Source organism: Luteimonas chenhongjianii (assembly GCF_002327105.1).
GTDB lineage: Bacteria > Pseudomonadota > Gammaproteobacteria > Xanthomonadales > Xanthomonadaceae > Luteimonas > Luteimonas chenhongjianii.
In genome coordinates this window covers 2,753,180-2,767,417 of record NZ_CP023406.1, presented here as the reverse complement: position 1 = coordinate 2,767,417, position 14,238 = coordinate 2,753,180, and the positions used below count along the sequence as shown (strand labels likewise).

Below are 14,238 nucleotides of genomic sequence, written 5' to 3'. Positions count from 1 at the left end.
TCCGTCGTTTCTGGTGTTCGCTTAACCGGAGAGAACGGGATCTATAGCGGCGTACACATTCAAAGAGTAGAACGTCCCGCATGGCTCGACTCTCAATTCACATCGTGAGTGGGGGCGAGCGCGTCCCACTGCTGCACGATGCGTCCGGTGTGCCGCTCTTCTATCCGACCCTGTTCGCCACCACCCAGTTGCGCAACGCCGGGGCGGCCGTCAATACCATCCGCAACAAGTGGACCGACATCGTTGTTCTGATGCGGTGGGCGCACAGCCAAGGTAGGGATCTCGTGGAAGAGTTCACCATTGGCCGTTGGCTCACATTGGCGGACATCGTCTCGTTGCGTGATTTCGCTAAGCTCCCAAGTGATGACGAACGCGCTTTATGCGAGTCGTCAGCCAAAGCACGATCTCCTCGTCATCGACCGTTGAGCCCGGCGCTATACCTTTGCACTCAATCAGCCCAAGTGCGGCGCGGGCCGGGAGCTGGCTTCCATTACCGCAGACGGCGTGTGGCAGGTCTGCGACTGCATTGATCGCGCCCATCCGTGCGGTGAGGCTGGGAACATTGATGACGTAGATCTTGCAACGGTCCAGGCCGGGCCCGTCTTTGAAGCGCTCCGCTCTCGGACCTTTCGGAAGCGGCGCCGTGCAACACCTGCCCTTGGTATGCACTGTGCGGAGGCACGTGCCTCGCCTACGGAAGCGATTTGACGAATCGGTCATTGCTCCACTGCGCAATGGCCCAATACGCTTACAAGTCGATTGCGCAGGACTTCTCAGCCGACCCCTCGCGGATACTGCGCTACATGGCGTCGGTGGCGGCGCGGTGAACGCAGCGCTCGACGCTTTCTCGAGTTGGAGCCGCGTCCTTGGCCAGCCGGCGGGACGCAGTCTTCTTTCATCGCTGACCATTTCGGTGATTGAGGAGGCAGCGCAGGCGCTTGCTGATGACGCCCACTACCCAGAGAACAGCGTAGTGCGCGCCGCGCTCTCACTGGTCAACGACGCTGGGCCAGCGGCGCTGGCGGATGTCTATCGGCATCAACTGACCTACGTGGCGCGAGAGGCGAGGTGGAGGCTGGGATCGATCGCCTCTGAGCACGCCATCGACGTGCTCGGGTCGCAGTGGCTTGACGAAGTCAGAGACCGCCCAGTGTTGACGGTGATGCCCATGCAAATGTGCACGTCGGACGCGATCAACGTGGTTTCGAAGTGCTTCCCGGGCCGCCAGATCATCTTTTTTGGGGAGGGCGTGGACGCCTCGCACTACCCGTGGATGACGCCCACGCCTTTGTTTGCGAGCCAAGGCATGCAGGGTGTCAAACAGATCATGGATGTGTTGGTTGGCGGCGGTGTGTTTTGCACCTATCCGGATTTCGTTTACCAGGGACGGGGCGCGTTACCGTATGCGATGTTTGGTCGCCCCAGGTCGATGGCATCTGCGATGCTGAGCATCGCGATCAAGACGCGTGCGTTTTACTGCCTGCACAGTGCAGGCTCACTGTCGATCAGATCTCGATCGAAGTTGACGAGCCCTTGACGATCGATGCGGGCGTCGAGGGCGCAGAAGGGCTGCGTTTTCTTGCGGGCGCAGTCGGGGGTATCCTCGAGCAACAGATATCTGTCAATCCGAGCGCATGGCTTCTTCTCAACAGTCTGGTCGCGGCGTCGCCGCAGATGGCGCAGTCAAAGTGAGCGCCGCGCAGAAGCTGACCAGGGTGCAGCGCGCCTTGGCATGAGGCGCCGCCGGCCAGCGCCCAAGTTCGCTCCGGGCCGCGTTGCGGCGATCGCAGCGACGCTTGCGCTTCACCTTGCCGTGGTGAGTTGGCTGTTGTCAGGCCCTGGCGCGCCGGACTCCCTCCAGTCGAGTCAGCCGCTACAAGTGGTCTATTGGTTGGAGCAGCCTCGCAGTGCAACAGCAGAGCCGCGCTTGCCTGATCTTGGCGTAGTTCGAGAGCAGCCGCGCCGAGCCGCTCAAACGACGGAAAGTCAGCCGCCTCGTGAGGCTGTGTTGGCGCCTGAGGGCGCTGCGCTCGAGGCTGTGACCATTGACCGACCTGCGACGAAAGTGATCGATCTTTCGCTTCGCGAGGAGATTGCTATCGAGTCGAGTGAAGAGCGGCCCCGGCCGCCCTGGGAGCGACCGGGACCGCCGCCGCCGCCGCCCACGCGATTTGATCGCGCTTGGGCGCCGACCGGCAAGTCAGTTCAGCATGGGCTGGCATTTCGTTCCGCCGTGGCCAGTCATTTACTGGGGGCCGTGGGGGCGTTGAAAGAACCTTGCACCAAGCAAGAGCGCGATCGCATAGAGGAGAAGTGCCACGGCGCGCAATACCGGGGAGATTTTCAGGATCGTGTTGAGCGATTGAACATCGATTGATCTCAGGCCGACGTCCCCCCGCTTTCAGTAGCGGGTCTGTTTGGAGTCCGAGCTCATCGTAGCGGCTTCGCCGCTAGCTGTTTTGCGTAGGCGGCGGGCGTCAGCCCGCCGATGCTTTTCTTGGGTCTGTCCTCGTTTTACTCCCTGCGCCAGCGCTCGATCTCGGTGCGGGCGTGCAGCAATGTCGGAAACCAGTGCTCGTTGAGGCACTCATCACGCAGGCGTCCGTTGAGGGACTCGACGTAAGCGTGCTGATTGGGTTTTCCTGGTTGGATCAGGCGTAACGCGACACCACGTTCGTGTGCCCAGCTCAACATCGCCTTGCCGCAAAATTCCTTCCCGTTGTCGGTCCGAATCAGCTTTGGCAGGCCTCGGCTGAGCGCCAGACGATCCAACACACGACTGACGCCATGGCCCGAGATCGCACGCTCGACATCGATAGCCACGGCCTCGTGGCTCGCATCGTCCACGATCACCAGGCACTTGATGACGCGACCATCGGCCGTACGATCGTAGATGAAGTCCATCGACCACACTTCGTTGGCTGCGACCGGACGGATGAGCGGTTGCCGCTCGCCCATCGGCACCTTCTTGCGCTTGCGACGCCGCACCTGCAGCTTCGCCTGCTGATGCAGCCGCTCCACGCGCTTGTGGTTCACGATGTGGCCGCCTTGCCGCAGCTTGAGGTAAATCATTCCCACGCCGTAGCGCTTGTGCCGATACGCCAAGCCCTGTATCTGCGCCCGCAGTTCGACATTGCGGTCCGGGCGAGGCGTGTAGCGAAACGCACTGGCACTCATGCCCACCACGCGCAGGGCGTGTCGTTCGCTCAATCCTTTGCCTGCCATGTTGCGCACCTGCTCGCGACGGGCCGGTGCGCTCACCATTTTTTTCGCAGCACGTCCTTGATCACTTCGTTCTCGAGGACCTGCTCAGCCAGCAACTTCTTCAACCGGGCGTTCTCGGTCTCCAGTTCCTTCAGCCGCTTGGCCTCGGACACGTTCATGCCGCCGAACTTGCTGCGCCACAGGTAGTACGACGCCTCGCTGAAGCCGTGCCTGCGGCACAGCTCCTTGACCGGCATCCCGGCCTCGGCCTCACGCAGGAAGCCGATGATCTGTTCTTCGCTGAAACGCTTCTTCACGTCCAATCTCCTTCTCGTTGGGGATTGGGCTCCAACGCAACCTGCTACTCAATTGCGGGGGGACGTCGTGCCATAGGTTGTGGTCGGGGCCCTCACCGAACGCGGCTATGAGCAAAAAGACGATCGACCGCCCGGAGTATCGGGAGCTCGTCGGCCGCCTCCGAACGTTGCGAGAGGAATCCGGCAAGTCTCAAACCGAGTTGGCTCGGTTGCTTGGTTGGCCACAACAGCGGCTCTCAGCAATAGAAGCCGGAGCCCGCCGACTGGACATCATTGAGTTCGTGGAGCTAGCGGTCGCCCTAGGGGCTTGTCCGTCAGCGCTGATCAGGATTGTCGCGGTGCCGACGCATCAGAGAGGACAGTCCCCAACCGACTAACGGAGCTAGCCGAATTTTGATCTCCGATTTCGCCAATTCGGGTTGAAATAAGAATCGCCGACCACCCAATAGAGCGATATAAAACAGAGGCTTGAAGTTTTTGTGTTGTGCTATCGCAGCGTGTCGTGTGTGCACAACCCTTTTGATCTGGCGGCCGTCACCGTGCACCCGCAGACCCCCGAGCGATCGGGGGTTTCGCGTTTCGGGGATCGACGTTCCGCAACGGCGCGGCGGGTGCGATTCAGCGCACCCCGTGCATCCAGCGCCGCGCCAGCGGCGTCAGCACGAAGTAGGCGATGCCCGAGCCGACCCCGATCCACAGCATCAGCTGGAACATATCGGCATAGCGCGTGGCTGCGGCGGCCATGTCGAAGGTCGCGCCTTCCGGCATCTCCACCGAGGTCAGTTTGCCGAACTGGGCCGCCAGCACTTCCGAATATGCGGTCGCCAGCCAGAACGCCCCCATCATCAGGCCGACCACGCGCGCGACCGACAGCTGGGTCACCGCCGACAGGCCGATCGGCGACAGGCACATTTCACCCAGTTCCAGCAGGAAATACGCCAGTACCAGCCACCACACGCTGGCGGGCACGCCGCTGCCCGCCGATTGCGCGGCCAGCATCAGCGGCACGAACGCGAGACCCGCGAACACCAGGCCGATCGCCATTTTCGCCGGCTTGCTCGGATTGAGCCCGCGGCGGTCGAGCCACGGCCACAGCCACGAGAACACCGGCGCCAGCACGACGATGAAGAACGCGCCGAGGAAGGTCAGCGAGCCCGCGGTCTGCGGCACCAGGACGACATCGTGGACCAGGGCGATCGCCAGCGCGGCCACCATGGCGATGACGGCCATTCTCGCCAGTCCGCCCTTGCCGCGGTCGCTGGCGCGCAGCGCGGTCACCATCAGGAACGGGCTGCTGGCGAGTGCGAAGATCGCCCAGGGAATGCCGGGCCGGTAATCCCCCGGCGTCAGCCCGAACAGATCCTTGGTCAGCATGCGGTCGGTGAACGTGATCCAGGACCCGTAGGTCTGCTCGTACAGGGTGAAGAAGATCAGCACGCCGCCGATCAGCAGCACCAGCGCCAGCATCTGCTGTCGCTCGACCTTCGTGCAGTGGCGCGCCAGGAACCAGACGAACCACACCGCGAGCGAGACGGCGATCAGATGCATCGCCCCGTGCACGGTCCAGGTGCGCTGGATCAGCTGCCAGACCAGCAGTGCGCCGGCGACACTGCCGAGATAGATCCACCACTCGCGCGAGAGCGGACCGACGCGTTGGCGCAGCTTCGCCGGATCATTCGGTTCGGCCAGGCCGTAGAGATACTTCTGGCCCCAGATGAAGACGACCAGGCCGGCGATCATGCCGATACCGGCCGCGCCGAAGCCGTATTTCCAGCCATAGGTCTCGCCGAGGAACGCGCAGACCAGGCTCGCGAACAGGGCGCCGACGTTGATGCCGGCGTAGAACAGCGTGAATCCCGAATCGCGACGCGGATCGTCGGGCGCGTAGAGCCTGCCGACGATCGTCGAGATGTTGGGCTTCAGGAACCCGACGCCCATGATGATCAGGGCCAGCGACAGATAGAACACCTGCAGCGCGGTCTCGTCGCGGACGAGGACGCCGTCGACGATGCGCGCCTGCTCACCCTCGAAGGCCATGCCCATGTGCCCGAGCACCAGCAGCACGCCCCCGAGCACCACGGCCTTGCGCATGCCCAGATACCGGTCGGCCAGCAGCCCGCCGATCACCGGAACCGCGTAGACCAGCCCGCCGTAGGCGCCGAGCAGATCGAAGCCGGCGTCGTCGCCGAACAGGTGGTACTTGAGGATGTAGAGCAGCAGCAGCGCCTTCATCCCGTAGAACGAGAAGCGCTCCCACATCTCGGTGAAGAAGCAGACGAAGACGCCTTTGGGGTGGCCCAGGAAGTCCGCGCGCGACGGGGCGGAGGAAGCGGAAACAGCGCGCAATGCCGTCATCCGGGGCGTGAGAAGTCGCGAGTATATGCCTGCGGATGGCGGCCGGCGTGCGATCCGCTTGCGGTCGGCGGAAGTTCGCGACTACGCTCCGTCACGCGGCTGTAGGGGGCGCCGGTCCGGTGCGCAGACCGCCAATCATGGATGTCCAAGGGGAGCAGGAATGATCGGTCGCAAGGGGTTGTTGTGGGGGTGCATGGCGCTGTCGTGCATGTTCGGCGCGAGCGTGCAGGCGCAGGTCGATCTTGCGCCCTTCATCCAGGATGAGGGCATCCGTGATCTGAAGATCTCGCCGGACGGCCGCTTCCTGGCGGCGACGTTGCCTGCAGGCGACCGTTCGGCCATCGCCATCCTCAACCGGATCGACCGCAGCGTCGTGGGCAGCTTCCAGCTGCCGTCCGACACGCATATCGCCGACTTCTGGTGGGCGAAGGACGACCGCCTGCTGTTCGGTCTGGCCGAACGCCTGGGCTCGCGCGACTATCCCATCGCCACCGGCGAGCTGTACGCGATGAACGCCGACGGCGGACGGGCACAGCTGCTGGTCGGCTACCGGGTCCAGAATGCCGGGACCGGCAGCAATATCCGCAGCGGCCCGAAGGAAGAGCGGGTCTTCGCCTGGCCCATCGACATGCTGGCAGGCGATCCGCGCAACGTGCTGGTCGGCATCTCGCCGTTCGCCGGTGATCCCTACACCCGCGTCGACCGGATGGACGTCTATACCGGCCGCCGCCATACCGTCGCGACCGTGCCGGTGACACGTGCGCAGTTCGTCACCGACCACGAGGGCGAGGTCCGCTTCGCGGTCGGCGCCAAGAGCGACAACCTCAGCCAGCTCTATTACCGCGCAGGCCGCGGCGCCGACTGGGAGCTCGTGAATCACCAGGGCACCACGGGCCGTGTGGAGACGCCGATCGGGTTCTCGAGCGACGGCAGCGTGGCGTATCTGCAGGTCACCCAGCCCAGCGGGCCCGATGCGATCGTCGCCATGGATATCGCCACGCGCGGGCGCCGGGAGCTGTTGCGCGACGCCGTGGTCGACCCCGAGATCATCTATCGGCCGGGCACCGAGGTGGCGATCGGCGTGCGCTATCCGGGCGCCAGGCCGCGGATGGCGTTCTTCGAGCCGGACGCCGACGACGCGCGCCTGTTCCGCATGTTCGAGGAGGCATTTCCCGGGGATCGGATCGTCGTGGCGTCCTCCACGCGCGATGCCCGGACCAAGCTGCTGCTGACGACCAGCGACCGGGATCCGGGCAGCTTCTTCACCTACGATTCGAGCACGAAGAAGGCCGATTTCGTGGTCGCCCGTCGCGCGGCCATCGATCCTGTACGCATGGCGGAGATGGCGTCGGTGGCGATCCGGGCGCGCGACGGCGCGACGGTGCACGGCTATCTGACCCGTCCTGCCGGCGCGCCCGCGGGCCAGGCCCTGCCGCTCGTCGTGCTGCCGCACGGCGGACCGTTCGGCATCAAGGACGAATGGGCGTTCGACCCGGAGATCCAGATCCTCGCGCAGGCCGGCTACGCCGTGCTGCAGGTCAACTACCGGGGGTCGGGCGGTTACGGGCGCAGTTTCCAGCTGGCCGGCGCGCGCGAGTGGGGCGGGAAGATGCAGGACGATCTGACCGATGCCACGCGCTGGGCGATCGAACAGGGCCACGCCAGTGCCGACCGCATCTGCATCTACGGGGGCAGCTACGGTGCCTACGCGGCGATGATGGGCGCTGCCCGCGAACCGGAGCTCTACCGCTGCGCGGCCGGTTATGTCGGGGTCTACGACCTGCCGATGATGCGCAATGACGACCGTCGCGGCGGTGCGTGGTTGCGGACCTGGTTCGACGAGTGGGTCGGCAATGATGCCCAGGCGCTGTCGGCCATCTCGCCGACCAAGCGCGCGGCCGACATCCGCGTGCCGGTACTGCTGGTGGCCGGCGGCAAGGACGAGGTGGCGCCGGTGGCGCACACGCGCAGCATGGAACGCGCGCTGCGGGCGGCGAACGTGCCGGTGGAAACCCTGTACGTCGCCAACGAGGGCCATGGCTTCTACAAGCCCGAAAACCGCCGCGCCCACTACACCAAGCTGCTCGACTTCCTCGCCACGCACCTGGGCGGCGAGCGCGCCGGCGGGTGATCCGGGCCGGCGCCGCTTTGCCAGCATCGCGGCGCCGGCCTACCATTCGGGCTCTTTGTCCGGAGCCTCCGCTATGTCCCTGCGCCTCGCGCTGTTGCCGTTGTGCCTGCTTGCCGCGTTGCCGGTCGTCGCCCAGGAGCGGGGGCTCGATGTCCGCGATCTGGTCAAGCTCGACCGCGTGTCCGCGCCGCTGCTGACCGGAGACGGCCGCATCCTGGTCTTCGCCGAGCGCAGCCTGGACTTCGAATCGGGCAAGGCGGAAACCGCGCTGTACACGCGCAACCTGGTGTCGCGCGACATGGCGCCGCCGAAGCGGCTGACGCCCGCAGGCTGGAGCGTGAACTCGCCGGCGCTCTCATCGGACGGACAGACGGTCTACTTCCTCAGCGGCAAGAACGGCAGCTCGCAGCTCTACGCGATGCCGATCTCCGGCGGCGCGCCGCGGCAGCTCACCGATGTGCCGGTGGATATCGGCAGCTTCCAGATCTCGCCTGACGGCGCCCGCGTTGCCTTCAGTGCCGATACTTTCGGCGAGTGCGGCGCGGACCTCGGCTGCACGAAGCGCAAGCTCGCCGAGCGCAAGGACGCCAAGGCCAGCGGCGTGGTCTACGACCAGCTGTTCGTCCGCCACTGGGATACCTGGAAGGACGGGACCACCAGCCGCCTGTTCGTCGCCGACCTGCCGGCGGCGCGCGCCCGCCCGGTCACGACCGTGCGTGCGCTCGGACATGCGCTCGAGGGGGATATCCCGTCCAAGCCGTTCGGCGGCGCGGACGACTACACCTGGGCGCCCGACGGGCGCTCCCTCGTGGCCAGCGTCAAGGTCGCCGGCCGCGAGGCGCCATGGTCGACGAACTTCGATCTCTACCGTATCGATGCGCTCGGCGGCGCTGCGCCGGTGAATCTGACCGCTTCCAACCCGGCTTGGGACGCCGGCCCGGTGTTCAGCCCCGACGGCAGCACCCTGTTCTATCGAGCGATGAAGCGCCCCGGTTTCGAAGCCGACCGCTACGCGCTGATGGCGATGGATGTCGCCAGCGGTCAGACGCGCGAGATCGCACCGCGCTGGGACCGCTCGCCGAGCAGCCTCCAGCCGTCCGCCGACGGCAGCGCGCTGTACGTAGCCGCCCAGGACACCGGCGAATACCCGCTGTTCCGCGTCGATGTCGCCACTGGCGACGTCACGAAGCTCGTCGCCGACGGCTCGGTGTCCTCGTTCGCGGTCGCCGGCGACACGGTCGCGCTGGCGCGCAATTCGATCCGCAGCGGCGACGTCATCTACACCGGCTCGCTGCAGTCGCTCGGTGAGGGCGCGAACCTGCGCCAGATCACCCCGACCGCGGCCGAGCGGCTGCCCGATGTCGCATTCGGCGACTTCGAGCAGTTCTCGTTCAAGGGCGCCGGCAACGACACCGTGCACGGTTATGTGGTCAAGCCGTGGAACTACCAGGAAGGCCAGACCTATCCGGTCGCGTTCCTGATCCACGGCGGCCCGCAGGGCAGCTTCGGCAATGGCTGGAGCTACCGCTGGAATCCGCAGACCTATGCCGGCCAGGGCTACGCGGTGGTGATGATCGATTTCCACGGGTCCACCGGCTACGGCCAGGCGTTCACCGATGCGATCAGCGGCGACTGGGGTGGCAAACCGCTCGAGGACCTGCAGAAGGGCTGGGCGGCGGCACAGCAGAAATACCCGTTCCTCGACGGCGATCGCGCCTGTGCGCTCGGCGCCAGCTATGGCGGCTACATGATCAACTGGATCGCCGGCAACTGGTTCGACCGTCGCGGCAACGCCCCGTTCAAATGCCTGGTCAATCACGACGGCGTGTTCGACACGCGGTCGATGGGTTACGTGACCGAGGAGCTGTGGTTCACCGAGTGGGAGAACAAGGGCACGCCGTTCGACCAGCCGAAGAACTACGAGCGCTGGAACCCGGTCAACCACGTGGCCAAGTGGAAGGTGCCGATGCTGGTCGTCCAGGGCGAGAAGGACTACCGCGTTCCGGTCGATCAGGGCCTTTCGACGTTCACCGCGCTGCAGCGCAAGGGCATCGAATCGAAGCTGCTGTACTTCCCCGACGAGAATCACTGGGTCCTGCAGCCGCACAACAGCGTGCTGTGGCACGACACGGTCAACGCGTGGCTCAAGCAGCACATCGGCGAGTAACCGGTCCGGGGCGAACGGCCGGCGCGAGCCGGCCGTTCGCTTGCGTGCGTCACTGAAACAAGGGAGTACCGCCGAATGGCGATCGAAACCGTCACACCGTCCACCGCGCTGATCACCAGCGACATCGTGCTCTTCGGCCTGATCGCCGCGACCCTGGGCCTGATCTTCTGGCTCGCCAGTGGCCCGACGCCGTTCTGGAAGAAATTCTTCGCCTGGGTGCCGGCGCTGCTGTTGTGCTACTTCGTTCCTGCGTTCTACAACACCGTCGGCCTGATCGACGGAGAGAACAACAGTCTCTACAACCCGATCGCCAGTCGCGTGCTGTTGCCGGCCGCCCTGGTGCTGCTGACGCTGTCGATCGATCTCAAGGGCATCCTCAGGCTCGGGCCGAAGTTGCTGTTCGTGTTCGTTGCCGGCACCGTCGGCATCGTGCTCGGCGCGATCGTGTCGTTCCAGGTCATGGAGTGGGTGCATCCGCCGGCCGTCGCGGGCGATACCTGGAAAGGCATGGCGGCGCTGGCCGGGAGCTGGATCGGCGGCGGCGCGAACATGGTCGCGATGCGTGAAGTCTACGAGGTCGATGCCACGCTGTTCGGCCAGTTCGCGGTCGTCGACGTGGCGATGGCCAGCCTGCTGATGGCGGCGCTGCTGTTCGTCGCCAATCGCTCGGCGCAACTCGATGCACGCAGTGGCGCCGATACCGCGGCGATCGACGAGATGAAGTCGCGGATCGCCGCGTACGAAGCGGCGAACGCCCGCATTCCGACCTTGAACGATCTGATGATCATCGTCGCCGTCGCGTTCGGTTTCGTCGGGCTCGCGCACGCGATCGCCAATCCGCTCGCCGCATGGTTCGGACAGTTCGAGTGGGCGGCGCGTTTCAGTCTGGATTCGTCATTCGTCTGGGTCGTGCTGATCTCGACGCTGGCCGGCCTGATCCTGAGCTTCACGCGCGCGCGCCGGCTCGAGGACGCGGGTGCGGCCCGGATCGGTACCGTGTTTCTGTATTTCCTGATCGCGTGCATCGGCATGCAGATGGATTTCATGCGGCTGTTCGATCGCCTGGAGCTGATCGCGATCGGCGCCATCTGGATGCTGGTGCACGTGCTGGTGATCTGGGGCGCGGCGCGACTGGTCAAGGCGCCGATGTTCTACATCGGCGTCGGCTCGATGGGCAACGTCGGTGCCGCGGCCTCGGCGCCTGTGGTGGCGGCCGCGTTCCATCCCACGCTGGCTCCGGTCGGCGTGCTGCTTGGCACGGTGGGCTACGCGACGGGCACGCTGATCGCGTATCTGGTCGGGCAGATCCTGCGGGTGATGGCGGGGCAGTGATCGGCTGCAGCCGGACGACGGCGGCTACGCGCGACGCGTTCTCTCTGCAAACGCTTTGACGTGAGCGGTTGGGGGCCGGCTAGCCGGCCAGTGATCGGCTTTTCTCCCCCGGCCTTGTCATCGCTGCGACCGCCGGCTGTGCTTCTTGATCTCTGCGCTGGATACGGGATCAAGAGCTGAGAGCCAGAGCGGGCAACGACCGGGCCAGCACTGGAGCAGCAGCGGGCTGGCCGCGTGCAAGCCCGAGCGTGCGCGGCGCTCGGCGACATATGGCCCGCTGGCGTGCGGGTGCGAGAGACGAGCAAACGAAAACGGGCGGAACCCTGAGGTTCCGCCCGTCGTCATGTCACGTGTCGCTGCTGATCAGCAGCAGCGGAATCCGCTGCGGCCGCCGAAGCGGGCTTCCTGACGCTCGCGGAAGAACGTCTTGTAGTCCATCGGCTCGCGGTCGGGGTGCTTCTCCAGAATGTGGCGCACATAGTTGTCGTAGTCGGGAATCCCGCAGCACAGCCGCGCGGTCTGCACGAACCTTCGCCACACACGCTTGTGCGCGGCGAAGTACTCGACGGGTACCAGTGCGCCGGCCATCAGCCCTGCACTCCGCTCACAGGCCGGGCCATCACAGCCAGGCCTGCTGCTGTTCGGGCGTCAGTTCCACGTACGGCGATTCCTTGGCCGTCGGCACCGGCGAACGGCGGGCCCTGAGGATGGCACGCACGGAGAAGAACAGCGTGCTGAAGACCACGAACAGGAACAGGGCCGTCAGCCCAGCATTGACGTAGCCGTTGATGATGACCTGCTGCATCTGGGCGGCCGTCTTGGCCGCGCCAAGCAGTTCGCCATTGGCCAGGGCCGCCTGGTAGTGACGGGCCTGGGCAAGGAAGCCCATCGCCGGCTTCGGGTCGAACAGCTTGATCAGGCCTGCGGACGTGGTGCAGATCAGCAGCCACACCGCCGGAACGATCGTGACCCATGCGTAGCGGTCCTTCTTCATCTTGAACAGCACCACCGTGCACAGCATCAGCGCGATGCCGGCGAGCATCTGGTTGGCGATGCCGAACAGCGGCCACAGGGTATTGATGCCGCCCAGCGGATCCACCACGCCCTGATAGAGGAAGTAGCCCCACAGTGCGACGCAACCGGCGGTGCCGAGGGCATTGGCACCCCAGTTGTCGGTCCTGCGCAACACCGGCACGAAGTTGCCCAGCAGGTCCTGGAGCATGAACCGACCTGCGCGCGTGCCTGCATCCACCGCGGTCAGGATGAAGAGCGCTTCGAACAGGATCGCGAAGTGGTACCAGAAGGCCATGGCGCCATCGCCGGTGCCGGGCAGGGCGTCGTGCAGGATCACCGCAATGCCGACGGCCAGCGTCGGTGCGCCGCCGGCCCGCGAGATGATCGTGCCTTCGCCGATCTGCTGGGCCGTGCGTTCCAGCACCTCGGGCGTGATGACGAAGCCCATCTGGCTGACGGCCGCCGCTGCGCTCTGCACATCCGTGCCGAGAACAGCCGCGGGGCTGTTCATCGCAAAGTAGATGCCCGGATCAAGGATCGAGGCCGCGACCAGCGCCATGATCGCGACGAATGATTCCATCAGCATGCCGCCATAGCCGATGTAGCGGGCATGGGTTTCGTTGGCGAGCAGTTTGGGCGTGGTGCCCGACGAAATCAGCGCATGGAATCCGGAGACCGCGCCGCATGCGATGGTGATGAAGAGGAACGGGAACAGCCCCCCCTTCCAGACGGGACCATCGCCGGTGAAAGCGAACTCGGTCAGCGCCGGCATCTTCAGCGAGGTGACTTCCGGGCTGGCGATGACGATACCGATGGCCAGCGCGACGATCACGCCGATCTTGAGGAATGTCGACAGGTAGTCACGCGGCGCGAGCAGCAGCCATACCGGCAGGGTTGCGGCGACGAAGCCGTAGCCGATCAGCATCCAGGTGATCTGGGTGCCGGTGAAGGTGAAGGCGGGGCCCCAGTAGGGATGCGCGCCGACCTTTCCGCCGAACCAGATCGCGGCGAGCAGGGCGATGATGCCGAAGATCGAAATCTCGCCGATCTTGCCCGGGCGGATGTAGCGCATGTAGATGCCCATGAAGATCGCGATCGGCATCGTCGCGATGACCGTGAACATGCCCCAGGGGCTCTCGGCCAGCGCCTTGACGACGATCATGGCCAGCACCGCCAGGATGATGATCATGATCATGAAGGCGCCGAACAGCGCGATCGTGCCCGCGACCTGGCCCATCTCTTCGCGGACCAGGTCGCCGAGCGAGCGGCCGTTGCGGCGCGTCGACACGAACAGGACCATGAAGTCCTGCACCGCACCCGCGAGCACGACGCCGACGATCAGCCACAGCATCCCGGGCAGATAACCCATCTGCGCGGCGAGCACCGGACCGACCAGCGGCCCGGCGCCGGCGATGGCGGCGAAGTGGTGACCGAACAGCACGTGCTTGTTGGTCGGTACGTAATCGAGGCCGTCATTGTTGACGTGCGCGGGGGTGGCCCGGCGGGGATCGAGCCCCATCACCTTTTCGGCGATGTACAGGCTGTAATAGCGGTAGGCGACGAGATAGATCGACACCGCTGCCACGACGATCCACAGTGCGCTGATCTGTTCGCCCTGGCGCAGGGCGACCACGCCCATACAGAATGCGCCCAGAAGCGCGACCGCGCCCCAGACTACGTGATTGATTCCACCCTTCATTTCGGTAATCCCCGGGGAT

At 65.3% G+C, this 14,238-nt stretch carries 11 protein-coding genes and 1 pseudogene; 8 read left to right on the top strand and 4 right to left on the bottom strand.

From position 1 onward, the window contains the following. Positions 1–80 precede the first annotated feature (80 nt). The 4 genes from CNR27_RS15460 (at position 81) to CNR27_RS15360 (ending at position 1,692) form a co-directional block, all read left to right on the top strand. Positions 81–530, top strand: a complete 450-nt coding sequence (locus CNR27_RS15460) for a hypothetical protein (protein WP_179948181.1) — start codon at positions 81–83, stop codon at positions 528–530. Continuing rightward, complete coding sequence (locus CNR27_RS15945) at positions 505–708, top strand: hypothetical protein (protein ID WP_425435441.1); 204 nt, start codon at positions 505–507, stop codon at positions 706–708. Before CNR27_RS15460 ends, CNR27_RS15945 begins: the two co-directional genes overlap by 26 nt. A gap of 115 nt (positions 709–823) precedes the next feature. Further along, entirely contained in the window at positions 824–1,537 is a 714-nt protein-coding gene (locus CNR27_RS12510) for a hypothetical protein (RefSeq protein ID WP_157745471.1), read from the top strand. Beyond that, positions 1,534–1,692: a hypothetical protein gene (locus CNR27_RS15360; RefSeq protein WP_157745469.1), complete on the top strand. Its 159-nt coding sequence runs from the start codon at positions 1,534–1,536 to the stop codon at positions 1,690–1,692. Before CNR27_RS12510 ends, CNR27_RS15360 begins: the two co-directional genes overlap by 4 nt. A 738-nt stretch (positions 1,693–2,430) precedes the next feature. Here CNR27_RS15360 and CNR27_RS12505 read toward each other — a convergent pair. Further along, positions 2,431–3,461, bottom strand: a pseudogene (locus CNR27_RS12505) (IS3 family transposase). Positions 3,462–3,628: 167 nt separating this feature from the next. Here CNR27_RS12505 and CNR27_RS12500 point away from each other — a divergent pair. Next, complete coding sequence (locus CNR27_RS12500; RefSeq protein WP_096299250.1) at positions 3,629–3,898, top strand: helix-turn-helix domain-containing protein; 270 nt, start codon at positions 3,629–3,631, stop codon at positions 3,896–3,898. Between the two features lie 241 nt (positions 3,899–4,139). Here CNR27_RS12500 and CNR27_RS12495 read toward each other — a convergent pair whose 3' ends face one another. Further along, positions 4,140–5,876: a peptide MFS transporter gene (locus CNR27_RS12495; protein WP_096299248.1), complete on the bottom strand. Its 1,737-nt coding sequence runs from the start codon at positions 5,874–5,876 to the stop codon at positions 4,140–4,142. A 160-nt stretch (positions 5,877–6,036) separates the two neighbouring features. On the opposite strand from CNR27_RS12495, the gene CNR27_RS12490 reads away from it, so the two are divergent. The 3 genes from CNR27_RS12490 to CNR27_RS12480 all read left to right on the top strand — a co-directional run bounded on the left by CNR27_RS12490 (position 6,037) and on the right by CNR27_RS12480 (position 11,506). Further along, positions 6,037–8,007 carry an alpha/beta hydrolase family protein gene (locus CNR27_RS12490; RefSeq protein ID WP_342744070.1) on the top strand — a complete coding sequence of 657 codons (1,971 nt, stop codon included), beginning with the start codon at positions 6,037–6,039 and terminating at the stop codon, positions 8,005–8,007. 73 nt (positions 8,008–8,080) lie between these two features. Further along, positions 8,081–10,174: a dipeptidyl-peptidase 5 gene (locus CNR27_RS12485; protein WP_096299246.1), complete on the top strand. Its 2,094-nt coding sequence runs from the start codon at positions 8,081–8,083 to the stop codon at positions 10,172–10,174. Between the two features lie 75 nt (positions 10,175–10,249). After that, entirely contained in the window at positions 10,250–11,506 is a 1,257-nt protein-coding gene (locus CNR27_RS12480) for a DUF819 family protein (protein WP_096299244.1), read from the top strand. 363 nt (positions 11,507–11,869) lie between these two features. Here CNR27_RS12480 and CNR27_RS12475 read toward each other — a convergent pair whose 3' ends face one another. Both CNR27_RS12475 and CNR27_RS12470 read right to left on the bottom strand, forming a co-directional pair. Continuing rightward, positions 11,870–12,094 (bottom strand): YbdD/YjiX family protein, encoded by a 225-nt coding sequence (locus CNR27_RS12475; protein ID WP_096299242.1) that lies wholly within the window; start codon positions 12,092–12,094, stop codon positions 11,870–11,872. Between the two features lie 31 nt (positions 12,095–12,125). Beyond that, on the bottom strand, positions 12,126–14,219 hold the full coding sequence (locus CNR27_RS12470) for a carbon starvation CstA family protein (RefSeq protein ID WP_096299240.1): 2,094 nt from the start codon (positions 14,217–14,219) through the stop codon (positions 12,126–12,128). Positions 14,220–14,238: the final 19 nt, after the last annotated feature.

Bases quoted from the DNA above. Each gene is read 5' to 3' on its own strand.
- CNR27_RS12480 (WP_096299244.1), top strand. From the start codon at position 10,250: ATGGCGATCGAAACCGTCACACCGTCCACCGCGCTGATCACCAGCGAC.
- CNR27_RS12475 (WP_096299242.1), bottom strand. From the start codon at position 12,094: ATGGCCGGCGCACTGGTACCCGTCGAGTACTTCGCCGCGCACAAGCGT.
- CNR27_RS15460 (WP_179948181.1), top strand. From the start codon at position 81: ATGGCTCGACTCTCAATTCACATCGTGAGTGGGGGCGAGCGCGTCCCA.
- CNR27_RS12485 (WP_096299246.1), top strand. From the start codon at position 8,081: ATGTCCCTGCGCCTCGCGCTGTTGCCGTTGTGCCTGCTTGCCGCGTTG.
- CNR27_RS12495 (WP_096299248.1), bottom strand. From the start codon at position 5,876: ATGACGGCATTGCGCGCTGTTTCCGCTTCCTCCGCCCCGTCGCGCGCG.
- CNR27_RS12500 (WP_096299250.1), top strand. From the start codon at position 3,629: ATGAGCAAAAAGACGATCGACCGCCCGGAGTATCGGGAGCTCGTCGGC.
- CNR27_RS12470 (WP_096299240.1), bottom strand. From the start codon at position 14,219: ATGAAGGGTGGAATCAATCACGTAGTCTGGGGCGCGGTCGCGCTTCTG.
- CNR27_RS12490 (WP_342744070.1), top strand. From the start codon at position 6,037: ATGATCGGTCGCAAGGGGTTGTTGTGGGGGTGCATGGCGCTGTCGTGC.